20 protein-coding genes are annotated in these 23016 nt (G+C 70.1%); 10 read left to right on the top strand and 10 right to left on the bottom strand.

Annotated features, from left to right (window positions below; genetic code table 11):
- Positions 1-6: 6 nt before the first annotated feature.
- Positions 7-876 (bottom strand): HAD family hydrolase, encoded by an 870-nt coding sequence (locus F4553_RS25975; protein WP_184840168.1) that lies wholly within the window; start codon positions 874-876, stop codon positions 7-9.
- Positions 877-1033: 157 nt separating this feature from the next.
- Between F4553_RS25975 and F4553_RS25970 the strand changes: the two genes are divergently transcribed.
- The 3 genes from F4553_RS25970 (at position 1034) to F4553_RS25960 (ending at position 3194) form a co-directional block, all read left to right on the top strand.
- Positions 1034-1669, top strand: a complete 636-nt coding sequence (locus F4553_RS25970; RefSeq protein ID WP_376776253.1) for a GTP cyclohydrolase II — start codon at positions 1034-1036, stop codon at positions 1667-1669.
- Positions 1670-1783: 114 nt separating this feature from the next.
- Positions 1784-2737, top strand: coding sequence for a small ribosomal subunit Rsm22 family protein (locus F4553_RS25965; protein ID WP_184840164.1), 954 nt, complete (start codon positions 1784-1786; stop codon positions 2735-2737).
- 61 nt (positions 2738-2798) lie between these two features.
- On the top strand, positions 2799-3194 hold the full coding sequence (locus F4553_RS25960; RefSeq protein ID WP_184840162.1) for a phage holin family protein: 396 nt from the start codon (positions 2799-2801) through the stop codon (positions 3192-3194).
- 118 nt (positions 3195-3312) lie between these two features.
- Here the strand turns inward: F4553_RS25960 and F4553_RS25955 are convergent, their stop codons facing one another.
- Entirely contained in the window at positions 3313-4614 is a 1302-nt protein-coding gene (locus F4553_RS25955; protein WP_312875364.1) for an SPFH domain-containing protein, read from the bottom strand.
- A gap of 146 nt (positions 4615-4760) precedes the next feature.
- On the opposite strand from F4553_RS25955, the gene F4553_RS25950 reads away from it, so the two are divergent.
- Together F4553_RS25950 and F4553_RS25945 are read left to right on the top strand one after the other, a co-directional pair.
- On the top strand, positions 4761-6164 hold the full coding sequence (locus tag F4553_RS25950; protein ID WP_184840158.1) for a trypsin-like serine protease: 1404 nt from the start codon (positions 4761-4763) through the stop codon (positions 6162-6164).
- Positions 6165-6203: 39 nt separating this feature from the next.
- The gene (locus F4553_RS25945) at positions 6204-6734 is read left to right on the top strand and encodes a hypothetical protein (protein ID WP_184840156.1); all 531 of its coding nucleotides are present in this window, start codon (positions 6204-6206) and stop codon (positions 6732-6734) included.
- Between the two features lie 135 nt (positions 6735-6869).
- On the opposite strand, the gene F4553_RS25940 is transcribed toward F4553_RS25945, so the two are convergent.
- From F4553_RS25940 to F4553_RS25920, 5 genes are all read right to left on the bottom strand, one after another.
- On the bottom strand, positions 6870-7976 hold the full coding sequence (locus F4553_RS25940) for a YibE/F family protein (RefSeq protein ID WP_246466531.1): 1107 nt from the start codon (positions 7974-7976) through the stop codon (positions 6870-6872).
- Positions 7977-8199: 223 nt separating this feature from the next.
- Entirely contained in the window at positions 8200-8958 is a 759-nt protein-coding gene (locus tag F4553_RS25935; RefSeq protein WP_184840152.1) for an SDR family oxidoreductase, read from the bottom strand.
- Between the two features lie 121 nt (positions 8959-9079).
- Complete coding sequence (locus F4553_RS25930; protein ID WP_184840150.1) at positions 9080-9787, bottom strand: YcnI family protein; 708 nt, start codon at positions 9785-9787, stop codon at positions 9080-9082.
- A 132-nt stretch (positions 9788-9919) separates the two neighbouring features.
- Positions 9920-11428, bottom strand: a complete 1509-nt coding sequence (locus tag F4553_RS25925; RefSeq protein ID WP_184840148.1) for a sugar transferase — start codon at positions 11426-11428, stop codon at positions 9920-9922.
- 204 nt (positions 11429-11632) lie between these two features.
- Complete coding sequence (locus F4553_RS25920) at positions 11633-13549, bottom strand: fibronectin type III domain-containing protein (RefSeq protein WP_221470018.1); 1917 nt, start codon at positions 13547-13549, stop codon at positions 11633-11635.
- A gap of 164 nt (positions 13550-13713) precedes the next feature.
- On the opposite strand from F4553_RS25920, the gene F4553_RS25915 reads away from it, so the two are divergent.
- The 5 genes from F4553_RS25915 (at position 13714) to F4553_RS25895 (ending at position 17832) form a co-directional block, all read left to right on the top strand.
- A complete protein-coding gene (locus F4553_RS25915) occupies positions 13714-14382 on the top strand; it encodes a class I SAM-dependent methyltransferase (protein WP_184840146.1) in 669 nt (222 codons plus the stop codon).
- Between the two features lie 104 nt (positions 14383-14486).
- Positions 14487-15299, top strand: coding sequence for a dimethylargininase (ddaH, locus tag F4553_RS25910; protein WP_184840144.1), 813 nt, complete (start codon positions 14487-14489; stop codon positions 15297-15299).
- Positions 15296-16501, top strand: coding sequence for an ornithine--oxo-acid transaminase (gene rocD, locus F4553_RS25905; RefSeq protein ID WP_184840142.1), 1206 nt, complete (start codon positions 15296-15298; stop codon positions 16499-16501). The genes ddaH and rocD overlap by 4 nt, the downstream gene beginning before the upstream one ends.
- 27 nt (positions 16502-16528) lie before the next feature.
- On the top strand, positions 16529-17260 hold the full coding sequence (locus F4553_RS25900) for a tyrosine-protein phosphatase (protein WP_184840140.1): 732 nt from the start codon (positions 16529-16531) through the stop codon (positions 17258-17260).
- Between the two features lie 77 nt (positions 17261-17337).
- Positions 17338-17832, top strand: a complete 495-nt coding sequence (locus F4553_RS25895; protein WP_221470017.1) for a hypothetical protein — start codon at positions 17338-17340, stop codon at positions 17830-17832.
- 6 nt (positions 17833-17838) lie between these two features.
- Here F4553_RS25895 and F4553_RS25890 read toward each other — a convergent pair whose 3' ends face one another.
- The 3 genes from F4553_RS25890 to F4553_RS25880 are packed head-to-tail and all read right to left on the bottom strand — an operon-like array spanning position 17839 to position 23007.
- Entirely contained in the window at positions 17839-18864 is a 1026-nt protein-coding gene (locus tag F4553_RS25890) for an FHA domain-containing protein (RefSeq protein WP_184840136.1), read from the bottom strand.
- 9 nt (positions 18865-18873) lie between these two features.
- Positions 18874-19245: an SHOCT domain-containing protein gene (locus F4553_RS25885; RefSeq protein ID WP_184840134.1), complete on the bottom strand. Its 372-nt coding sequence runs from the start codon at positions 19243-19245 to the stop codon at positions 18874-18876.
- A 60-nt stretch (positions 19246-19305) separates the two neighbouring features.
- On the bottom strand, positions 19306-23007 hold the full coding sequence (locus F4553_RS25880; protein WP_184840132.1) for an SCO7613 C-terminal domain-containing membrane protein: 3702 nt from the start codon (positions 23005-23007) through the stop codon (positions 19306-19308).
- Between the last annotated feature and the right edge of the window lie 9 nt (positions 23008-23016).

Genomic DNA, 23016 nt, shown 5'->3' with positions numbered 1-23016 from the left:
ATACGGTCAGTCTTCGAAGCCGAAGACCTGCGCGAAGTCGTCGCGCATGCTGATGATCTGCCAGCCCTGATCCGCCGCGAGGGCGAGCGCGCGGACGGCGCCGGTGTCATAGGCGTACTCGCGGTCCGCATCGTCGTGGTGCAGCAGCACGGCACTGCGCGCCATCGTCAGCATCTCGATATCGCCGTCGGAGTTGCCGACGGCGAGGGCCGGCGGCCGCCCGATCCGGTCGAAGATGTGCACCGGCTTGCCCGGTCCGTCGTCGAAGGGCTGGCTCAGCTCGGCCCGCCGCCGCAGCTCGCCGTCGGTCCACTCCAGCACGGCCGACGAGCCGATGACGTGGTGCCGGGGCAGGCCGTAGATCTCCTCGGCGACCACCCGGACGAAGTCCCGGCCGCCCCCGGTGACGATGAAGACGGCGAAGTCCCGGGCGACGAGCAGCTCGATCAGCTCCCGCATCGGCTGGTAGACGAGGCGGTGGTGCGGCACGGCGAAGCGCGGGTGCTTGGCGGTGTCGAAGAACTCCCGGGTGGCGGCGTCGAACTCGGCGGTCGTCCAGCCGGCGAAGGCCGAGCCGACCCCGGCGATGATCTCCCCCGCGTGCGCGTAGAGGTCGGCGAAGTAGGCGTCGTCGCCGTCGACCGCCGCGCGCCAGGGCTGGCGTTCCCGCATCGTCGAGTCGGTGCGGGCCATCTCCCGCCAGCGGTCGATGAGGAAGTACGCCTGCGCGTACGCCGGCCGCTCGCACCAGAGCGTGCCGTCGTTGTCGAAGGTGGCGATCCGCTCGGCGGGCGGCAGGCTCTCGACGAGCTCGTCGATGTCGTGGAGCAGCCGTTTCCGGGCGGGACCGCTGCGCCAGCTCGCCAGTGGTTCCATGCACGCAGGATATCCAGCCATAAGCACCTATCACCCGGTTTCAGGCAGAGTGCGGAGTAGCCGACGTGACCTGGGTCACTCACGATCAACGACGGGAAGAGATGTTTGAAGGCTCATGTTTCCGAGAAGGCTAGATCCCCGACCGGAAGCATGGGTGATGACGATGCCGACGAGCGCCTCGATCCGCACGCAGGTACGCGTACCGCTGCGGTTCCCCGACGGCTACACCACGACGGCTGACGTCTTCACGTTCGACGGGCTCGCCGACGGCAAGGAGCACCTGCTGCTCGGGCTCGGCGCCTACCAGGCCGCCACCGAGACCGGCACGTCGCTCGTCCGCCCGCACTCGGAGTGCCTCACCGGCGACGTCTTCGGCTCCCAGCGCTGCGACTGCGGCCCCCAGCTCCGCGAGGCGGTCGAGCGGATCGCCAACGCCGGCGGCTACCTGCTCTACCTGCGCCAGGAGGGCCGGGGCATCGGGCTCTACGCCAAACTCGACGCGTACGCGCTGCAGGACGCCGGGCTCGACACCTATGAGGCCAACCGGGCGCTGGGGCGGGGCGACGACGAGCGCGACTACACGGCGGCGGCGCAGATGCTGCACGCGGTCGGCGCGACCCGGATCGACCTGCTCAGCAACAACCCCGACAAGGCCGCCCAGCTCGAACAGCTCGGCATCGGCATCCGCCGCCGGGTCCCGACGGGCGTGCACGTCTCCACGAACAACGTCAACTACCTCCGCGCCAAGGTCAGCCACACCCACCACACCCTGACCCTGCCGATGGCGGTCTGACGCCCCGGGTCACGTTTTGCAGCAAAGCGTGGCCATTTCGCTCCGCGAAGCCACGCTTTGCTGCAAAACGTGGCCGGGGGGCCGGGTTCGGAGCCTGCGGCGCATAATCAGCGCGTGTCCGAACAGCTCAGTGCCGCGTTGACGGCGGCGCTCGCGGGAGTGCCGACGAGCGCGCTCGCCGCCGCCGCGAACCGCCTCATCACGTCCTACCGAGCCGACCGGTCCGGCGCCCCGGCGTCGCCCATCATGGGATCGCGGGTGGACGTGGCGGCTTACGCGGCGTACCGGATGCCTGCGACCTTTGCCTCGGTGCGTGCGGCCCTGCGGCAGGCCGCCCAGCTCATGCCCGACTTCCGGCCCGGGACCCAGCTCGATGTCGGCGGCGGGACGGGCGCGGCCGCCTGGGCCGCGCGCGAGGTCTTCCCCGGGCTCACCGACATCCTCGTGGTCGACCAGGTCGCGGACGCGCTCGCCTTCGGCGAGAAGCTGCTCCCGCGCGCCAGGTGGCAGCAGCTCAGGCTCGGCGCGGGTGCCGAGCTGCCCAGCGCCGACCTGGTCACGCTCGCCTACGTCCTCAACGAGCTCTCCCCCGACGACCAGGCCGCGCTCACCCGCGAGCTCGCCGGCAAGGCACAGCTTCTGGCGATCATCGAGCCGGGTACGCCGGCCGGCTACACCCGGATCCTCGCCGCCCGCGAGCTGCTCATCGAGGCGGGGCTGCACATCGTCGCCCCCTGCCCGCACGAGGGCGCCTGCCCGCTGCCGGCCGGCCGGGACTGGTGCCACTTCGGCGCCCGGCTCAACCGGTCGGCGCTGCACCGGTCGGTGAAGGAGGGTGCCGAGCTCTCCTACGAGGACGAGAAGTACGCCTACGTCATCGCGACCCCGCTGCCCGCCGACCGCGCGGTCGGCCGGGTGCTGCGGCAGCCCGCCTATGCCAAGGGCATGGTGACGCTGCGCCTGTGCGACGCCGACGGCACCGCGCACCCTGAGATCGTCTCGAAACGCCACGGCGAGCTCTACAAGCGCGCACGTGACGTGACCTGGGGCGATGCCTGGCCCCCGTGATCAATTCCCCGGACGGCACGAGCGTGCCCGCCGTAGGCTGGGTGCCAGAAGGGGGACAACCATGGGCTTCTTTATCCGGCTTATCGTCACAGCCGTCGCACTCTGGCTCTCGACCGTGATCGTCAGCGGCATCACGGTCTCCGGCAAGGGCTGGCTCACCAACACGTTGACGCTGATCGCCGTCGCGCTCATCTTCGGCCTGATCAACGCCGTACTCAAGCCGCTCATCAAGATCTTCGGGTGCTTCTTCTACATCATCACGCTGGGCCTGATCGCCCTCGTCGTGAACGCGCTGCTCTTCCTGCTGACGAGCTGGGTCGCCGACAAGCTGAACCTGCCGTTCCACGTGGACGGTTTCTGGGCGGCGTTCTGGGGCGCGATCATCGTCGGCCTCGTGAGCTGGGCGGCCAACCTCGCTTTCGGCCGCGACAAGGACAAGCCCGTCACCGCCTCCTGAATTTTAATGCTGGACACGCCGCAGCAGCTGCAACAAAAGTCAGGATCAACTCGCGACAGGAGTTGATCCTGACTTTTGTTGCCGGTTTCGCGGCGTGTCCAGCATTAAAATTCAGGGGTCAGGGCGTGGGTGGGACCACCGCGCGCAGGGCGCCGACCACTGTCGACAGCTCGGCGAGCAGTCCGGCCACCGTGGTCGAGTCGCTGCCGCCGATCGTCACCGATCGCAGCTCGGTCGGCTTGGGCAGCTTCGACACGATCTCCGGCAGCGAGTCGATGAGCTTGCTCTGGATCGTCGCCGGCGACTGATCATTGTCGATCGCCGCCCGCATCCGCTCCCGCTCGATCTCCAGCAGCGCCCGCTCGTGCGTCGCCTCCGCCTCCAGTCGGGTCAGCTCCAGCCGGGCCCGCAGCTCCAGCGCCTTCATCTCGGTCTCCCGCTCGATGCGCAGCCGCTCGATCTGCGCCTCCACCTCGTGGCGCTCCCGTTCGAGGTTGAGCGCGTGCCGGGTCGTCTCGTCCGCCATCTCCGTCAGCGCCCGGGTGTTCTCCTGCTCCAGGTCGGCCCGGCGCCGCTGCTCGGAGGTGTCCCGGTCGAAGGTGTGCGCGTCGCTCGCCGCCCGCAGCTCGGCGAGCTCCCGCTCCGCGGCGAGTTCCCGCTCGGCGATCGCCGTGTCCGCGGTGACCTCGGCGAGCCGGGCCAGCCGGTTCTGCTCGGCCCGGAAGGGCTTCTGCAGGTTCTCCCAGAGCCGCGGCGAGCTGACCACCGCCTCCTTGATCTGCACGGTGACGATCCGCAGGCCGAGGCCGCCGCCGGAGTCGGAACCCTCGGCGACGTCGCGCAGGCGCGCGGTGAGCTCCTCGATGATCGGCTGCTTGTCGCTGAGCACCTCGTGCACGCTCATCGTGGAGACCTTGTCCTTGATGGCTGCCTCGGCCTGCTCCTTGAGCTGCAGGTTGACCAGGTGCATCGGGTCCACGGAGTCGGCGAAGTCGAGCTTGCGATAGGCGGTGCCGAAGTCGCCGATGATCCACTGCACGTACGCCTGGACCAGCACCCCCTGCAGCTCACGGCAGATGCAGAAGGCGTTGATGAGGATCGTCTGCATCGCACCGGGCACGACGAGGTAGGAGTCCTGCGCCGGATTGAACCGGAACGAGACGCCCTGACCGATGTGCAGGGGTTCATTCCGACCACGGCGGGTGTGCACCACGAAGGCGTTCGGCGGCACGAGGACGGTCTTCCATCGACCGAAGCCGGTCACGCGTACCTCGACCGCGGGGCGTTCCGAGGCGGATTGGCCGGAGCCGGCGCGCAGGTCGCCGGGGCCCGGACCGACGTTGGACTGTGCGGCGGGAGCCGGTGCCGGTGCACGCTTGGAGCGCAGATCCTGCTCCAGGCGCTCCTGGGAGGCCACCACCTGATCTAGGTAAGTATTCCGATTCTCCACAGCCGACACTATGCCAACCCCGTCAAGGCACCGTTTTGTCGTGAAGGCCGCTTGTTGACGATCCGCAACACCTTTCAGTAGGTTTCCTGGGTCGCCGAATACGGGGAGGACGACTCATGCCCAATACGTTTGCTCAATCAATCGCCGTCGTCGCAGCGGTCAGCGCCGCCGCGGCCGGGGCTCTGACCAGCGGTTCCATGCCCAACGCGGGCAGGGTGCCGACGAAGGCCGCCACCGTCGCCGCGCCGGTGGTGCACGCGCCCGCCTCCGAGGCATACCTGCGCGCCACCTATGGAATCTCCGCCGCCGAGGCGCAGCGCCGGCTCGCACTGCAGCGCGACGCACCGGCGATCGCCGCCGATCTGGCCGCCCGCTTCCCCGGTGAATTCGCCGGGGCCTGGATCGACCAGGCTCGCGGCGGCGTGCTCATCGTCGCCGCGACCGAGACGGCGCCGATCCGGACCAACCTGCTCACCAGGCCCGATGCCGGCCACCTCAGCACGGTGAAGGTCACCCGGTCGCTGCGGCAGCTGCGGAGCACCGCCACCGAGGTCGCCGCCAAGCTCGGCGTCACGGTCGGGGCCGAGGTCGCCATCGACGAGGTCGCCAACGAGGTGGTCGTCACGACCGGCCGACGCGTCGCCGCAGGCGATCCCCGGCTGGCCGGAGTGGCCGGCGCGGCGAAGGGCGTCCGCACGGTCAGCCGTCCCGGGGTCGTCGAGAAGTCCTGCGACCCGCTGCACTGCTTCACCAAGCCGATGCGCGGCGGCATCCGGATCGACGTGCCCCGCGACAACGGCACCGTCGGCGGCTGCACCACCGGGTTCAACCTGCGCTCCGGCCGCGACCTCTACATCGTGACGGCGGGCCACTGTGTCGGTTCGGGTACGCACACCCACATCGACACGACCTCGCACGACGGGCACCCGGTCAGCGTCGAGAACCAGGCGCTCGTCAACTACGACCCGGTCAACGAGCACTACCTGGACTACGCGATCATGCCCTACCAGCCGGGCGCGGTGGAGACCTGGTTCGGCCGCCGGGCCAACGAGGGCCTGGTCAACACCTACTGCCCCGGCGGCTGCCAGGGCAGCACCAGCGTCGCGATGACGGGCTTCGTCGACTACACCGCGGTGCAGACCGGATGGGTCGTCTGCGCTTCCGGCGCGGGCTACACCCCGGAGATCCCGGGCACCTACGTCGACTCGGGTGCCGGCATCGGCTACAAGCCGGGCATCCACTGCGGCGAGGTGGACTCCAAGGCGAGCGGCTCGATCGGCGTGAAGATCTGCGCTCGCGCGGGTGACAGCGGCGGCCCGCTCTTCCTGGAGGGCGAGGGCAAGGCGCTGGGGATCCTCACCGACGGCGACGACGGCTCCGGACCCTGCACCAACCCGAACGAGCACAACTACTACACGCCGATCTCCAAGATCCTCACGGATGTCAACGCCGGATGGGCGGGCGCCGACTTCACGCTCGGCCTGCCGCAGACCACTCCGACCCGGCGTGGCACACGCTGAAGATGCCGGGTCGGCCCCGCGGATGACACCCTGTGAGGCATGACCCACCTCACCGGCGACATCGCTCGCGACCTGCTCCGACGACTCACTGCTGAGATCGCCGACGGCCTCACCGAGGTTGAGCTCGACGCGATCGAGGCACGCTACGGGTTCGTCTTCGCCACCGATCATCGGGCCATGCTCCGCGCCGGATTGCCACACGGCCGGGGCTGGCCCGATTGGCGTGACGGCGACCCGGATGAGCTCGCCGACCGGCTGCGCCGACCGGTCGAGGGCGTCCTCTTCGACGTGGAGGAGGACATCTTCTGGCACCCGACCTGGGGTGATCGGCCGACGCTCACGGCCGATGCGGTCCGGGTCGCCCGCCGCGAGCTGGCATCGGCGCCGCAGCTCGTGCCGGTCTACGGTCACCGGTACCTGCCGGGGGTGGCGGGTTCATCGGGGCATCCGGTCATCTCGGTGATGCAGACCGACGTCATCGTCTACGCCCAGGACCTGGGCGCCTACCTGCGCGGCGAGCGTTCCGGCGACGCCCGGGTCACCGCGGCGTTCTGGCGCGACCTCATCTAGCCAAGATCGCCGCAACTCTTCAAGAGTTGGTCCTAAAAACCCGCTAGGACCAACTCTTGAAGAGTTGCGGCGATCTTGGGGTTCCCCGGCACGCCGGGCACAGACCGACCGGCGCAGCCCGCTCGGCCCGGCCGGTCAGGAGGCGGCCGGCTGGGCTCGGTGGGCCAGGGCGGTGACCACGGCGGCGAGGCCCGTGGTGATCGGGACGGCGGCGATCAGCCCCAGCGTCGCCACCACGCTGCGGACGATCTCCATCGCGATCGCCTCGCTCGTCAGCACCGACTCCGTCGAGGCTCCGCCGATCGCGATCAGCAGGAAGAGCGGCAGCGACGCACCGGCGTACGCGAGGATGATGGTGTTGACCGTCGATGCGATGTGCGCGCGGCCGATGCGCGTAGCGGCGCGGTAGAGCGCGACCGCCGACATCGACGGGTTCGCCAGCCCCAGCTCCGCGACGGCCGATGCCTGGGTGACCGTCACGTCGTCGAGCACGCCGAGCGAGCCGATGATGATCCCGGCGACGAGCAGCCCGCGCAGGTCGATCCCGGGCAGCGAGGTCGCGAGGATCGCCGCCTCCTCCGTGCCGAAGCCGGTGAGCTGCGCCGCCGAGGTCACGATCATGCCGAGCAGGCCGGTGAGGATGAGCGCGGTGAGCGTACCGATCACCGCCACCGAGGTCTGCACACTCACCCCGTGCGTCAGGTAGAGCACCGCGAACATGATCGTCCCGGCCGCCACCAGCGCCACCATCAGCGGATCCTCACCCGCCCGGATCGCCGGGACCAGGAAGATCAGCAGCACCGCGAAGCTCACCACGAGCCCGCCGAGCGCGGCCAGGCCGCGCCACCGCCCGAAAGCGATCACCGCGGCCGCGAAGACCACCAAGAGCAAGATGAGGGGTACGCCCCGCTGGTGATCGACGACCGAGTAGGTCACGAGGGCCGGATCCTCCGGGTCGGGCGTGACGATGACGATGACCTTGTCGCCGGGCGAGAGCCGCGGCGCCCCGGCCCCGGACGGGATCTGCGCGACCACGGGCTTCCCGTCGCCGAGGTCCACGGTCGCCGACCCGCAGGACCCGTCGACCGGTGCCGCGGTCCCCTTCGGACACGGCCCGGTGACGGCGGTGACCTCGCCCTTACGCCGGTCGGGGTGCTCGCCGCCGGACTGCACCACCCCGTGCGGCCAGAGCACGATCAGCCCGATCAGGGTCGCCGCGACCAACGGCAGGATGATCGCCATGACGACACGCCTGACCTGCGGCGGAGAGGGCGGATGCGCCCCCTCGACGTGCGCATGCCCGTGCCCGCCCCCCATGCGCTGATCGTCTCAGCCCGGGCCCGGCCCCGGTCACGTTTTGCAGCAAAGCGTGCCGGAGGGCAGGCCATGATCGCCGCAACTCTTCACGAGTTGGTCCTGAAAACCCGTTAGGACCAACTCGTGAAGAGTTGCGGCGATCTTGGGGTTAGCCTCGGGGGCCGCCGGCCACGTAGATGACCTGGCCGGTGACGAAACCGGCGCCCTCGCTCACCAGGAACGAGATCGTGTGCGCGATGTCCGCCGGGTAGCCCACTCGGCGTACCGGGGTCTCGGCAGCACGCGCGGCCTGGAAGTCCTCGAACGAGACACCCACCCGCTCGGCGGTCGCCTGGGTCATCTCGGTGACGATGAAGCCCGGTGCCACCGCGTTGGCGGTGACGCCGAACGGTCCGAGCTCCAGCGCCAGCGTCTTGGTGAAGCCCTGCAGACCGGCCTTCGCCGCCGCGTAGTTGGCCTGACCCCGGTTGCCGAGCGCCGAGGTGCTGGAGAGGTTGACGATCCGGCCGTACTTCGCCGCGGTCATGTGCGTCTGCACCGTGCGGCTCATCAGGAACGCGCCGCGCAGGTGCACGCTCATGACCAGGTCCCAGTCGGAGTCGGTCATCTTGAACAGCAGGTTGTCCCGGATCACCCCGGCGTTGTTGACCAGGACCGTGGGCGCGCCCAACTCCTCGGCGACCCGGGCGACGGCGCCGGTCACCGCGTCGGAGTCCGAGACGTCGGCACCCACGCCGATCGCCCGGCCGCCCGACTGCGTGATCCCGTCGACGGTCGCCGCGCAGCTCGCCTCGTCGAGATCGATGACCGCTACCGCGAAACCGTCCGCCGCCAGCCGCTTGGCCGTGGCCGCGCCGATCCCCCGGGCCCCTCCGGTGACGATGGCGACCCGCTGTGACTCCGACATATCCCACTCCTCCGTCATTCGACTGCCCCGACAGAATGACTTATCGAGCGTTCAATGCCTATCGCGGGGATCACCGGTGTGCCCGACACCAGGCCTTGCGGTCCGGCGCCGGGCGTACCCGTCAGGCTGTGGGTCGGGGGCGGCGGGAGAGCGCGACGCCGAGACCGGCGAGACCCGCGATCAGGCCGGCGGCCCCGAGCACGATCGGAAGCGTGTTGGACGGGGCCTCGGCCGGCTCCGCCGCGACGACCACCGAGGGCGACGCGGTGGCGTTGACCGGGGTGGTCGTGGCGGCCTTGGTCAGCTTCAGCGCGGGGGCCGGGTGCGCGACATCGGGCGTGGCGGGGTCCTCGATCCAGCGGACGATCTCGCCGTCGGAGTAGGTCTGCAGCGCCTTGAACAGGAGCAGGTCGACCTGGGGCAGGGGACCCGCCGAGATCTCGAACTCCTGGAACTCGCCCGGCTTGATCTGGACACCCGCCGCAGCCGTCCAGGTCACCTTGGAGACGACCTCGCTGACGTCGTTGCCGTGCACCTTGACCGGGGTGGCGAGCTTGGTGCGCTCCAGCGCCACGGTCCAGCCCGGCACGGGGCGGGTCGAGATGCTGGCGATGGGGGCCTCGATCGGGATGTTCACCTCGAGCTTGACCGTGCCGGCCGTCGGCTTCTCGTTGGGCACGCGGAAGGCGAGCTTGGCGTAACCGCCCTGGACGGCTTCCTTCGGGTTCACCGTCACGTGGGCCGATGCGGCGCTCGCGCCCAGCCAGGCTGCGGCGACGACACCACCGAGCACGGCGGCGGCGAGGCGTCCAACGGTCGTAGCGCGCATGCGCGATCTCCTCCTGCGATCCATCCACGCTCGGCCGAGCCGACTCGCGGAAGCGGATTCCGGCCGCGGGGGCGGCCGGTTCGCAAGATGGTCGTCGTGCGCCGCCAGGAAGTTCCCAGCAGTCTCAGAGAATTAGTACGCCCCGCGCGACCTGACGACCGCGCCGATCGTCTTCCACATGATCGTGAGATCGCTCGCGAGCGACCAGTTCTCGACGTAGTAGAGGTCGAGGCGGATGCCGTCCTCCCAGGAAAGGTCGGAACGGCCGCTGACCTGCCACAACCCGGTGATGCCGGGCTTGACGAGGAGGCGGCGGGCGACATCGCCGTCATACTGCGCGACCTCGCGCGGCAGCGGCGGGCGCGGGCCGACGAGGCTCATGTCGCCGCGCAGCACATTGATGAACTGCGGCAGCTCGTCGATGGAGTAGCGGCGCAGCACGCGGCCGATCCTGGTCACCCGGGGGTCGTGGCGCATCTTGAAGAGCAGCCCGTTGGTCTCGTTCTGCTCCGCGAGTTGCGCCATCATCTCGTCGGCGTTGATGACCATCGTCCGGAACTTGAAGACGTCGAACTCCTCGCCGTCCTGGCCGACCCGGCGCTGCCGGAAGATGACCGGGCCACGGCTGTCGATCTTGATCAGCACGGCGACGAGCAGGATCAACGGCGTCGTCATGAGCAGCAGGAAGAACGCGGTGATCCGGTCCATCAGGCCCTTGACGATCTTGCCGGCGCCCCGGATGTCGGGCGCCTCGACGTGGATCAGCGGCAGGCCCGCCACCGGGCGGGTGTGGATGCGCGGACCGGCGACATCGGTCAGCGCGGGCGCGACCACCAGGTCGATGCCGCTGCCCTCCAATTGCCAGCCGAGGCGGCGCAGGCGGGAGGCGGTGAGCTCGCCGGAGGCGGTCACGGCGATGGTGTCGGCACGCGACGCGGTGGCTGCCTCGACGATCGTGCGGAAGGAGCCGACGACCGGCACGTCGCCGAGGTGCTGGGCCTGCGGGGCCATCAGCGCGTCGGGGATGCAGGCGCCGACCACGCGGTAGCCGGTGTAGGGCTCGCGGCGCAGCGTGTAGACGAGCTCCAGGACGTGGGCGGCGTCGCCGACGACGAGGACGCGGTGCGACCACCCCTCGCCCCGGATGCGAGCCAGGTGCAGCTGCTTGCGGGCGGCCCAGCGGGAGGTCACGAGCCCGGCGGTGCCCATCAGGAAGGCGATCGCGAGGAATCCGCGGGAGACGCCGACATCGGTGATGTAGAGGCCGATCGCGATCGCACCGGCGAGGCGGAGGCTGGCTCCGGCGACCCGCCGGTACTCATCGGCGCCGTAACCGAGGACGCGGGGCTCGTAACAGCGCTGGGCGCGCAGGAAGACGAGCCAGGTCAGCGCGAGGGCCGGTGCGACGACTCCATAGGGGATCGTGACGCCGATCGGGCCGGCGAACGAGAACCGGGCAAGGTAGCCACCGAGGACGGAGAGGGCGATAACGATGAAATCGGTCGCCGCGATCGTCCGTACGTAGGCGCGCTGTCTCGTGGAGAGGTGTCGGACGAGCGCATCCGAGCGTGGGGCATCCACTGTGGGCACTCGCGGTGTCTTGCCGCGAGACGCCTGTGCTTGAACCGAGGCCGTGGCCATCGCGCTCCCTCGACGAACCATGACGATGCCGGTGAACCGCCGGACTGACGACCTAGAGTCTTCACCGGGTCACGGGGTGCCAACATCCTTACGCTTGTGTGATTCTCGCGCAGCGTTGAGACAAATACCCGTCAGACGAAAGGATGGATGTGGGGTAACAAGAACCCCACATCCATCGTTAGTTCGTCATTCCGACACCGCTGATCAGCCGGTGAAGCCTGCGGTGATCGAGGTGAAGGCCCAGTCGGCCTGGGCGATTCCGGAGCAGGACTCCTGGAGGCCGCCGCCGGCACAGCCACGGTCACGGTTGACCGACCAGAAGGCCAGTCGCGCGATGTGGTTGGTGTTGGCCCAGTTGCGGATGCTGGTCCAGTGCGCCAGCGTGGTGATCTCGGACTGGTCGGAGTAGCCGTTCATGCCCGAGATGCCCAGGTGTGCGTACGCCTGTGCGTCGGTGTAGCCGAACGCCGTCTTGATGGCGTTCTTCAGGCCGGTCGCGGCGCTGACGGTGCTGGCGTACATGTCGGTCCCGCCGCTGAAGTCGAACGGCATGATGGTGAAGACGTCGATGTTGGCGCCGAGAGCCGCCGCCTGGTTGATGAGGCGGGTGCCGTAGTAGCTCGGGCCGCTCGTCGTGGTGCCGAAGGTGACGATCGTCTTGATGCCCGGGTTGTTCTGCTTGACGATCTTCAGCGCGCCGAGGATCCGGTCCTGCACCGCCTCGTTCTCGAACTCATCGGTGTTCTCGATGTCGATGTCGATGTACTTGAGGTTGTACGCGCTGATCACCTGCTGGTAAGCGGCGGCGAGAGCCGCGGCGGACGAGCAGTTCGGGCCGAGCTTGTTGCCCTGCCAGCCACCGAACGAGATCTCCACGTCGCCACCGGCCGCGCGGACCGCGTTGATGGTGGCCTGGTCGACACCGCCGGTGAGCGGCCGGCTGCTGTCCCACATCGGCACGCAGCCGCCGCCGGAGAGCATGAAGGCCATGGTGAACTGCTTGATGCCGGTCGCGTTCATGACCGTGGTGATGTTCGGCGGGCTGCCCCAGCCGTTGTAGTAGTACGGAGCGCCCATGACGCCGCCGCCGCCGGTGCAGCCGGTCGTCGAGCCGGTCGCCGCGGCGGACTTCGCCGACTCGCCCGTCCCGTTGTAGGCCGCCACGGTGTAGGTCTTGCTGGTGCAGGAGGCGATGCCGGTGATCGTCGCCGAGGTGCCGGTCACGGTCGCGCGGACCGTGGTGCCCTCGTAGACCCGGTAGCCGGTCACGGTGCCCGACGACGCGCTCCAGGAGACCGAGATGCTCGACGTGGTCGAACCGGTGACCTGGAAGTTGCCGGGGGTGCCGGGTACGCCGGCGGTGCAGCCGGTCGTCGTGGCGGTGGCGCCGCCCGACTTCGGCGACTCGCCGCTGCCGTTGTAGGCGGCGACCGTGTAGGTGTGCGCGGTGCAGGCGGTGAGCCCGGTGATCGTGGCGCTCGTGCCGGTCACCGTCGTCTTGAGCGTCGTGCCCTCGTAGACCCGGTAGCCGGTCACGGTGCCCGACGACGCGCCCCAGGAGAGGGCGATCGAGGTGTTGGTGATGGTGCCGACCGACGGGGTGCCGGGGGTGCCGGGGACGCCGGTGCCGCCGGGGCCGTCGAGGCTGATGTCATCGGCGTAGTAGGTGCCGGTGCCGTACCACCCGTTGACGTAGACCTGGGCGCTGGTCTGGCCGGCCGCCGAGGTGAACGGCAGGGAGAGCTGCACCCAGTTGGAGGCGGCACTCGGGTTCCACGTCGAGGAGCCGCCGGTGACGCCGAGGTAGACGTAGCCGCCGCCACCGCGTACCCATGCCGTCAGGGTGTAGGCCGTGCTCGGCTGGACCGCGACCGTCTGGGTGCACTTGGCGTTGTCGGACGCGGAGGCCGCACCGGCGAGCGCCTTGGTTCCGGTGTGGACCGGGGTGGAGACGACGGAGCCGAGGTTGCCGGTGCAGGACCACGGCGACACGGATCCGGTCTCGAAACCGGGATTTGCCAACAGATTCGCCGCTTGCGCGGGCGCGGAGGTGAGCATGACCGCGGCTGCGACCAGCGCCGTTGCGCCCACGAGGGCGGTGATTCTTTTTCTGATGCCCATGTCGACCTTCCTTGGGGGGTTGAAGACGATCACATCGATCAGTGCGGGAGCGTGTAACCAACGTCACGATACAAGCAAGAGTGTTAACAGTAAAGATAGTTACCAATGCCAAAACCCGAACGGCGGGTTGGCCCGCCGTCCGGGCGACCGATACCCTGCCGCACATGGCATTGCACGCCCTCCGCCGCAGGTTCGTCGACGCACCCGACTCCTGGGGTGCACGTCGCCGCGCCCGGCGCTGGCTCTGGTTCGCCGACAAGTTCCCCGATCTGCGGGACATGACCGTGCTGGACCTCGGCGGCCGCATCGACACCTGGGAGCGGGCACCGTTCCACCCCAAGCACGTGCACATCGTCAATCTCGAGGGTGAGCAGATCGGCGACGGCAACGGCGTGCCGGAGTGGGGCGAGGTCAGCCGCGGCGACGCCTGCAACCTTCCCGAGGAGATCCGGGCCCGCCGATATGACGTGGTCTTCTCCAACTCGGTGATCGAGCACGTCGGCGGCCACGAGCGCCGCCTGCGCTTCGCCGAGGCGGTTCGCGGCCTCGGCACGGGCTACTGGGTGCAGACGCCCTACCGCTACTTCCCCATCGAGCCGCACTGGATCGCGCCCGGCATGCAGCACCTGCCCAACCGGGTGAAGCAGACGCTGGCCCGGCGCTGGCCGCTGTCGCACACGCCCGCCAAGGACATGGCGACGGCGCTGGAGAACGTCCTGTGGACCGAGCTCATCGACAAGACGCAGATGCGGCACTACTTCCCGGACGGCACGTTCCACAACGAGCGGATCCTCGGCCTCACCAAGTCGATGATCTCCTACCGACCCGTGTGAGAGCGGCGGTTCGTTGCGTGAATCAGCATGATCACGCAACGAACCGCCGCTCGACGCAAGCTTCGCCTGTGGATTTGCGCAGGTCAGCGGCTTAGCCTTGGACCATGTCAGCTCGCCGTTACCTTATGTGCCGTCCCACCCACTTCGCGGTGACCTACCGCATCAATCCGTGGATGGACCCCTCCGCGCCATATGACACGTCCCTCGCGATCGCCCAGTGGACCGAGCTGAAGCGGATCTACGAGGAGCTCGGCCACCAGATCGAGTTGATCGAGCCCGTGCAGGGCCTGCCCGACATGGTCTTCGCCGCCAACGGGGCGACGGTGATCGACGGCAAGGTGCTCACCGTGCAGTTCCGCGACGCCGAGCGGGCCGACGAGGCCCCGGCCTACCGCGACTGGCTCCTCCAGGCCGGATTCGACGTGCACGACGCCAAGACGATCAACGAGGGTGAGGGCGACATCCTCAAGGCCGGCGACTTCGTCCTCGCCGGTACGGGATTCCGCACCTCCCATGCCTCGCACGCCGAGGTCCAGGAGCTCTTCGGTCGGCCGGTCATCACTCTCCAGCTCGTCGACCCGCGCTTCTACCACCTCGACACCGCCCTCGCGGTGCTCTCCCACGGTGACGACGGCGCGCCGGTCAACGTGGCCTACCTGCCCGAGGCCTTCTCGCCCGGCAGCCAGGCGGTCCTGCGGCAGCTCTTCCCCGACGCGGTCATCGCCAACGTCGCCGACGCCGAGGTGCTCGGCCTCAACGCGGTGAGCGACGGCGAGACGGTCGTCCTGCCCGTCCAGGCGACACACCTGGCGTCCGAGCTCGAGCGGGCCGGATATAAGACCATCGGGGTGGACGTCAGCGAGCTGCGGCTCGCCGGCGGCGGTCCGAAGTGCTGCACCCTGGAGCTGCGTTCATGAATCACACACCGGAAGCCGTCGCGGCCGCCGAGCGGTGGACCGCGCACAACTACCACCCGCTGCCGGTCGTCATCGCCGAGGCCGACGGTGCCTGGGTGACCGACGTCGACGGCAAGCGCTACCTCGACTTCCTCGCCGGTTACTCCGCGCTCAACTTCGGTCACCGGCACCCCGACCTGATCGCGGCGGCCCACGCCCAGCTCGACCGGGTGACGCTGACGAGCCGGGCCTTCATCCACGACCAGTTCGCCGAGTTCTGCCAGGGCCTCACCGAGCTCACCGGCAAGGACCTGATCCTGCCGATGAACACCGGTGCCGAGGCGGTGGAGACCGCGATCAAGGTGGCTCGCAAGTGGGGCTACCAGGTCAAGGGCGTCCGCCAGGGTGCCGCGAAGATCATCGTGATGGCGGGCAACTTCCACGGGCGTACGACCACGATCATCAGCTTCTCCGACGACCCGGACGCGCACGACGACTTCGGCCCCTACACGCCGGGCTTCGTCACGGTGCCCTACGGCGACCTCGACGCCCTCGCCGCGGCGATCGACACCGACACGGTGGGCGTGCTCGTCGAGCCGATCCAGGGCGAGGCGGGCGTGCTCGTGCCGCCGCACGGTTACCTCGCCGGCGTACGCGAGCTCTGCACCGCCAACAACGTGCTGATGCTCGCCGACGAGATCCAGAGCGGGCTCGGGCGTACGGGTGAGACCTTCGCCTGCGACCACGAGCGGGTCGTGCCGGACATGTACATCATGGGCAAGGCGCTCGGCGGCGGCATCGTGCCGGTGAGCGCCGTCGCGGCCGACCGGGACATCCTGGGCGTGCTGAAGCCGGGCGAGCACGGCTCGACCTTCGGCGGCAACCCGCTCGCCTGCGCGGTCGGCACCGCCGTGATCGACCTGCTCAAGACCGACGAGTTCCAGACACGCAGCCGGGAGCTGGGCGAGCACCTGCACACCGGTCTCGCCAAGCTGATCGGTGCCGGGGTGACCGCCGTCCGGGGTCGCGGACTCTGGGCCGGCGTCGACATCGATCCCGCCGTGATGACCGGCCGCGAGGCCTCGGTCGCGCTGATGGCGCACGGCGTGCTCGCCAAGGACACCCACGGGACGACGATCCGCCTCGCCCCGCCCCTGACGATCACCGCCGAGGAGATCGACTGGGCGCTCGAGCAGTTCGCGGCGGTGCTGGAAGGCAACTAGCCAGAGGGCAAGTAGAGAGAAGCAAGCATGAACAGATTGATCGAGTTCGAGTCAGCCTTCAATTTCCGCGACACCGGGGGCTACCTCGGGCTCGACGGGAGGGCCGTCCGCCACGGACGGCTCTTCCGGTCGGACGCCCTGGGCCGTCTCGGCGAGGCCGACCGGCCGCTGTTCGAGTCGCTGGGCATCCGCGCGGTCATCGACCTGCGCCGCCCCACCGAGGTCAGCGCGCAGGGCAGAGCACCCGAGTGGCCCGGCTTCACCTGGCACAACATCGCGCCGGACCACCCCGAGTGGCACCCGGGCGACTACGACCCCGACGAGGGGGTCGCCCGCTTCCTGGCCCGCCGCTATCTGGAGATCGCGACCCAGGGCGTCGCCGGGATCGTCAAGGTGATCGGAGTGATCGCCGAGCCCGAGGGCACCCCCGTCGTCGTGCACTGCCTCGCGGGCAAGGACCGGACCGGTGTCGTGATCGCGCTCGTACTGTCGCTGCTCGGCGTCGAGCCCGAGCAGATCGCGGCCGACTACGCCCTCACCAACGACACGGCGGTCCGGGTCCTGGCCCACCTGCGGGCCGAGGAGCCCGAGGTCGTGGCGCGGGAGCAGCCCTACGCGCTGCACACCCCGTCGGAGGCGATGGAGCTCTTCCTGTCCGAGCTCGCGGAGCGCCACGGCTCAATCGAGGCCTACCTGGTCGGCGCGGGCCTCACCTACGACCAGATCACCGCTCTGCGGGACAACCTCCTGGAGCCCTGACCCGGATAGGACCAACTCTTGAAGAGTTGCGCCGGTCTGGGAGCAACCTCGGCGGTACGCGTGACGTCTATGCCGCCATGCGTCGACTCATCCAAGCAGCCGTCCTGATCATCGTGGCGACCTTCGCCGTCGTCATCGGCGAGTCCACGGCCTGGGCCTGCTCCTGCGCCGAGCCCAACGAAGCACAGAGCGTCGAGTGGTCGGACCTGACCTTCGTCGGTGTCGTCGTCGACATCGACCGGCCGCTCCTCTCGCAGTCCTCCGGCGATGACATGCGGGTGCACTTCGCCGTGGAGTCCGTCAGCAAGGGCGCGCAGACCACCGAGGTGACGATCCGCACCTCGCAGGACAGCGCGAGCTGCGGTGCCGAGTTCGTCGAGGGCACGCGTTACCGCGTCCACTCGCTGGCGGGCCGGACCAGCCTCTGCGACAACAACGTGGCCCTCGGCGCAGCACCCGAGGTGCCGCTGGAATCGGACGTCCCCTACCTGTGGATCGCGATCGCGGCGGGCGGCGTCCTCGTCCTCATCGGAATCGTGATCGCGATGAGGCGCCGCCGGGCAACACCCTGAGCGAGCTCAGCGCGGCGGCATCCGGAACGACATCGTCGGCGCCTCGGCCAGCACGGAGTGCGGGTTGACGGCGCCGCCCGGTGCGAAGCTGCCCGGCCGCCCGATCTCGACTCCCGGATAGAGCTCGATGTACTCCCCCGGTGCGATGACGCGCTGCTCCTTGGGGGTGACCTTGATGTTGCCGGGGTGGATCCAGGCGCCGTTCATGCTGATGTCCTGGGCGAGCAGGCCGCGCTGGTCGATGGAGAGCACCAGGTGCGCTCGGCTCACGGCGGCGACCGCCTGCTCGTCGAGCCAGGGGCCGAGGATGATGCCGACGCCGCCCTCCGGTGCCCGGCCGACCACGATGGGACCGGCGGAGGTGAGCAGGAAGCGCTGCTTGACGACGCCGTTGATGCGGACGGCGAGAACGTCCTGTGCGGGCGAGGGGCCGATGTCGGCGAGCGGGGCGTCGTGGCGCGGGCAGATCGGAACGCCGCGCAGGCGCGGCAGCGGCTGGCCCACCGCGACCCGCATCTGGTTGAAGAGCGCGCACTCGGGATCGGGGCAGCGCCAGCGGCGGGACATGAGGCGGCGGCCGAGGTCGGAGGGGCCGGGCGGCGCCGGGGCGCGGGGTGCGAGCACCGCTCCGCCCGCACCGGGCACGGGTGCCAGGCCCGGCAGCAGCCGGGATGCGACGGGCAGGCCGCCGAGTTCGCTGATCTCCATCACGCGCGGCTGGGCGCCGGGGACCACCTCGACGTGACCGTCGTCGGCCCAGCGCCGGACCACCATCCGCTCGCTCGACGGCTGGTCGAGGTCGGAGAGCATGCCCTTGTCGACCACGCAGTAGACCTGGACGTTCTCCTCGGCGACGTGACGGGCCACGGCGTCGATGACCATGCCGAGACGGAGCAGGCTGGCCGGACGGCCGCCGTCGAGATCGACGAATCGGACAATTTCCGCTAGATCCAGCACTGCCCGCGCGAGCGCCGGCTCAGTGGTGAGCCGGCGCTCGATCGCGTCCAGTACGTGGCTAACCTCAAACCGCATTAGGCGACCCTACGCGCTGGGTTGGCTCCCCAACACCCTCGCCTTCTCGGTGGCGAATTCGTCGTCCGTGAGCTTGCCTCGATCATGCAGGTCGGAGAGGGTCGACAGCTGTTGCGCCGTGTTATCGGGTGCGTACTTCTGGACGAAATCCCTGCTCGCCTCATCCATCTGCGTACGCTCCATGGCGGTTGCGCCCGGTTGCCGGAAGATCAGGTAGATCAGCGTGCCCAGGAAGGGCATCAAGATCACAGCCACGATCCACAGCGCCTTCATCCAGCCGCTGATGTCGTCCCGCCGGAAGATGTCCACGAGCGCGAAGCCCCAGATCATCAGCAGCGGGATGAAGATCAGAAGCAGCCAGAATACGTCCCAGAAGTTCACGACTCCCCCTAACGGTGTATGTCCTCATACTTCCGCAGGATTCTCATGAATGGGGCGAAATCATCGCATTGTCGAGATCTTCTCACGAAGCACGGAGATGTCCCGGCGACGCCGCTCGTAGGTGATACCCATCCCCACCAGCACCGCGCCGCCGACGGCGAACCACACCCACGGCGACAGGCGGTGCCAGCTGACCACGATCTCGTGCACGGCGAGCACGATCAGCACGATCCCGCCCAGCACCACCGGGGCCTGCCGGTGCCGGACCGCCCCGGCGACGACCACCACCAGCGCGACCGCCCCCAGCGCCAGGCGGCGCCACAGCGGGCTGTCCAACGGCAGCATCGCGATCGTGGAGGGCCCGAAGGCCGCCATGAGGGCCGGGCCGTACCCCGCCCAGCTCGACAGCTCCGGCCGCTTGCGCAGGGCGAAGAAGCCGATGACGAGGCCGACGACGGCGACCGGGACGGTGTAGGCCTCCAGCACCGACACATCCCTGGCGACCAGCAGCGCCCACCAGGCGGCCGTCTCGATGGCACCGGCGGCGATGGTCCGGGCCAGGCGGTTCGGCGCCCAGAGCGCGGTCAGCCCGACCACGATCCCCCAGAGCAGGCAGGTCTCGGCGATCCGGCGGGCACTTCCGAGCGCCATCGCCAGGACGACGAGCGCGGTGAGGTGCGCGATCGGCTCCAGCGCGCTCAGCCCGAGCAGCCAGTGCGCCCGTCGCCAACCGCCGCCCACGGCAACGGCCGCCGGCACCGCGTCCGAGACCGGCTCGGGCTCGACGGCGACCGCGGCATCCGCCTCGCCGTCCGGGATCGGGACCTCGGACACCGCAGCCGGACCATCCGATGTCGACGGATCGCCCGATGCCGTCGCGGCCGCGCGCACCATCGGCAGGCCGATCGTCGCGATGAAGAGCAGGACCGCGGCGGCACCGAGGATGGTGAGCCCGACATACCGGCGGCTCAGGTCGGCGGCGACCGCGCTCGTGATCGCCGTGCCGATCCAGGCCGGGCCCGCGAGCAGCGCACCGGTCGCCTTGACGCCGACGCTGCGCCCCGCGACGGCGACCACCCCGAACGCGAAGGTGACCAGGGCGAAGGCGGTGATCGTCGACCACTTCTCCGGCAGCAGACCGGCGAAGCCGGAGACGACCTGGACCGCGCCGGTGACGACACCCACGGCCAGCAGCGCCGGTCCGCCGACCGCGCTGAAGCGCCGCAGCAGGGCGGCCACGATCACAGCGAGACCGCCGACGAGCGTCACCAGCGGCACGATCGGCCACGGCGCCTGGGCGACCGCGAGCCAGACCAGCAGCGGGATGCTGGCGAGCCGGGCGAGCGTGGTCAGCGCCAGCCGCAGGCGACCGGTCGCGGCGAAGATGATCAGGCCGATGGTGACGGCCACGATGGTGATGGCGACGGCGTCGACGGTCCTCGCCGACGGCAGTCGCGCGCCCAGGCCGTCCGGCGTGAGACCGGCACCGGCGACCACGCCGCTCCAGCCCTCACCCAGCCAGGACAGCGGTGCGATGAAGACCGCGACCAGCGTCTCGACGCTCACCATCAGCGTGATCGCGGGCAGGACCAGCAGCAGTGCGATCGCCGAGGGAGCCTTTCGCCAGGATCCGGCGAGTGCCGCGGCGACCGCTGCGCCGAGGCCGCCGATCGCGATGTAGATCGGATTCGGCGAGCCGTCCGCCACATCCGCCTGGATGAGGGTCATCGGCACCGTCGCCGCCGCGATCACGCCATAGCCGACCAGCGCACCGAGCCGCAGCGTCGCATTCTGCCGGACCAGCAGCAGCACGGCGGGGAGCAGGGCGATCGCCGCGACGGCGCTGTGGAAGACGGTGCGGGAGGGCGCGTCGGCGGCCTCGGCGAGGCTCGCCACCAGCAGTGGCGTGAGCGCGATCGCCGAAGCCAGCCCTACGGCACCGGGAACGCGTCGGGCCGCCGTCGCCTCGTCTCCCGACGGGCCCCGGGACGACAGCGCGAGCACCACGCCCATCAGCATCAGGGCACCGGCGACCGCTGCGGAGAGGACCGGCGTCCCGAGCCCGGCGAGGAGCCCGTGGACGCTCAGCGCGATGGCACCGATCCAGAGCGGGAGCAGCAGGGTCGGCGACAGGCCACGCGCCCGCCACCAGGCCCAGGCGAGCAGCGCGGCGGCACCGGCGAGGTCCATCGCCGAGGCGCCCCACGGCGCGGCGGCGTGGGTGGGCGCGGCGGCGAGGATCGTCATGACGACGCCGCCCGCGCCGAGGTCGAGCGCGCCGGGCAGGCCGTTGACGCCGTCGAAGCCCGGTCGTACCAGGGCCACGACGGCCACGGTGAGCAGCAGCAGCGAGGTGGGCAGGGCCCAGTCGAAGCCCGGGTCGGCCGACGCGGCACCGTGCCACCACGGCGTGGCGTCGACGACCGAGCGGACCGCCACCTCCAGCGCCCGGAAGACGGCGACGACACCGGCGATGCCCGCCACGACGAGGCCGCCTACGCGGGCGCCGGTGCGGGCCGCGGCGGCGGTGGGTCCGCCGATCTTGGCGACCAGCGCCAGTGCGATACCGATCCCGGCGATGGCGAGCGCCACGCGTACCAGCTGATGGTTGGGGTTGTCCTGCCAGGCGACGCGCCAGACCACCTCGGTGACGACCACCACCGACCAGCCGCAGGCGATGCCGAGCAGGACGCGGGAGCCGACGGCGAACCCGACCGCGACGGCGACGAGCAGCGACGCTGCGAGCGCGGTCGGCCCCTCCCAGGAGGCGTAGCGGTCGAACCAGAGCAGCACGTGCGCGACCGCGTGCGCGTAGAGGAGGCTGGGCACGAGGGCGAGCCAGCCGATCACGCCGAGCGTGATCGCGAGCGGGCTCATCCGGGGAGCATCGCCCTCCGGCGCGGCCGGGCGGCGCCGGGCGAGCGCGATCAGCACCAGGTTGGCGGCGGCGATGCCGGAGAAGAGCAGCGACCAGCCGACCATCCGGTCGTCGATCGCCTCGGCGAGCAGCAGCGGGGCGACCGGCTGCACCGCGACGGCGGCGACGATCCGCGGCCCGGTCAGGCCGGTGGCGAGTCCATAGAGGAGGCCGACGGCCGCCGTCACACCCGCGACCACACCCGTGTAGGTGACCGGGGACAGCTCGGTGACGTGGGCGAGGTCGGTCAGCCAGGCCGCGACGCCGTCGAGGACGACGAGCAGCAGACCGAGCGCGGCGAAGGTCTCGGCGGTGGCGCGCAGGCCGCGCGCCTTCGCGACGAGCGGCACCGCGAGCGTCAGAGCGGTGATCACGGCGAGGATCACCGCGCGGCCGCCGGCCCCGACGGTCGCCCAGGCCACGGCGGTGAAGACGATCGCGGCGGTGCCGAGCAGCAGTCCACCCAGGATCAAGAGCAGATTCTGCACGGTACGCGGGGAGGCCTCCGGCCGTGCCACGGTCGGCGGCGCGGTGCCGGGCCCGACCGGCACGCCGACGGACCTGGTCGGCACGGCGGCCGGCCCGGGGACGACCGGTGTCGCCGCGTGAACCGACGCCCAGACCTTCGCGGCGAGCTTGGAGCGTCGCGCCTGCAACTCCTGGTACTCCGTGGAGCTGGTCGCGTAGTCGCGGCGGAGCTGCTCCAGCCGGGCGTGGGCGACGGCGAGCCGGCCGTCGAGGCGGATCACCTCGGCGGCGTCCGGATCGGGCGCGCGACCGCAGCCGGGGCAGGCCGATTCCAGGTCGGCCATGGTCTTGCAGACCGGGCAGGGGTATGACGACACGGGGTGCCT

Origin of the sequence: Allocatelliglobosispora scoriae (genome assembly GCF_014204945.1) — a bacterium.
Taxonomy (GTDB): domain Bacteria; phylum Actinomycetota; class Actinomycetes; order Mycobacteriales; family Micromonosporaceae; genus Allocatelliglobosispora; species Allocatelliglobosispora scoriae.
This window is presented reverse-complemented; position numbering and strand designations above follow the sequence as displayed.

Excerpts from the sequence above, each read along its gene's own strand:
- F4553_RS25920 (WP_221470018.1), bottom strand. The coding sequence starts at position 13,549 with ATGGGCATCAGAAAAAGAATCACCGCCCTCGTGGGCGCAACGGCGCTG.
- F4553_RS25895 (WP_221470017.1), top strand. The coding sequence starts at position 17,338 with ATGCGTCGACTCATCCAAGCAGCCGTCCTGATCATCGTGGCGACCTTC.
- F4553_RS25950 (WP_184840158.1), top strand. The coding sequence starts at position 4,761 with ATGCCCAATACGTTTGCTCAATCAATCGCCGTCGTCGCAGCGGTCAGC.
- F4553_RS25930 (WP_184840150.1), bottom strand. The coding sequence starts at position 9,787 with ATGCGCGCTACGACCGTTGGACGCCTCGCCGCCGCCGTGCTCGGTGGT.
- F4553_RS25940 (WP_246466531.1), bottom strand. The coding sequence starts at position 7,976 with ATGGCGATCATCCTGCCGTTGGTCGCGGCGACCCTGATCGGGCTGATC.
- F4553_RS25945 (WP_184840156.1), top strand. The coding sequence starts at position 6,204 with ATGACCCACCTCACCGGCGACATCGCTCGCGACCTGCTCCGACGACTC.
- F4553_RS25925 (WP_184840148.1), bottom strand. The coding sequence starts at position 11,428 with ATGGCCACGGCCTCGGTTCAAGCACAGGCGTCTCGCGGCAAGACACCG.
- ddaH (WP_184840144.1), top strand. The coding sequence starts at position 14,487 with ATGTCAGCTCGCCGTTACCTTATGTGCCGTCCCACCCACTTCGCGGTG.
- F4553_RS25915 (WP_184840146.1), top strand. The coding sequence starts at position 13,714 with ATGGCATTGCACGCCCTCCGCCGCAGGTTCGTCGACGCACCCGACTCC.
- F4553_RS25935 (WP_184840152.1), bottom strand. The coding sequence starts at position 8,958 with ATGTCGGAGTCACAGCGGGTCGCCATCGTCACCGGAGGGGCCCGGGGG.
- F4553_RS25975 (WP_184840168.1), bottom strand. The coding sequence starts at position 876 with ATGGAACCACTGGCGAGCTGGCGCAGCGGTCCCGCCCGGAAACGGCTG.
- rocD (WP_184840142.1), top strand. The coding sequence starts at position 15,296 with ATGAATCACACACCGGAAGCCGTCGCGGCCGCCGAGCGGTGGACCGCG.
- F4553_RS25960 (WP_184840162.1), top strand. The coding sequence starts at position 2,799 with ATGGGCTTCTTTATCCGGCTTATCGTCACAGCCGTCGCACTCTGGCTC.
- F4553_RS25900 (WP_184840140.1), top strand. The coding sequence starts at position 16,529 with ATGAACAGATTGATCGAGTTCGAGTCAGCCTTCAATTTCCGCGACACC.
- F4553_RS25890 (WP_184840136.1), bottom strand. The coding sequence starts at position 18,864 with ATGCGGTTTGAGGTTAGCCACGTACTGGACGCGATCGAGCGCCGGCTC.
- F4553_RS25970 (WP_376776253.1), top strand. The coding sequence starts at position 1,034 with ATGACGATGCCGACGAGCGCCTCGATCCGCACGCAGGTACGCGTACCG.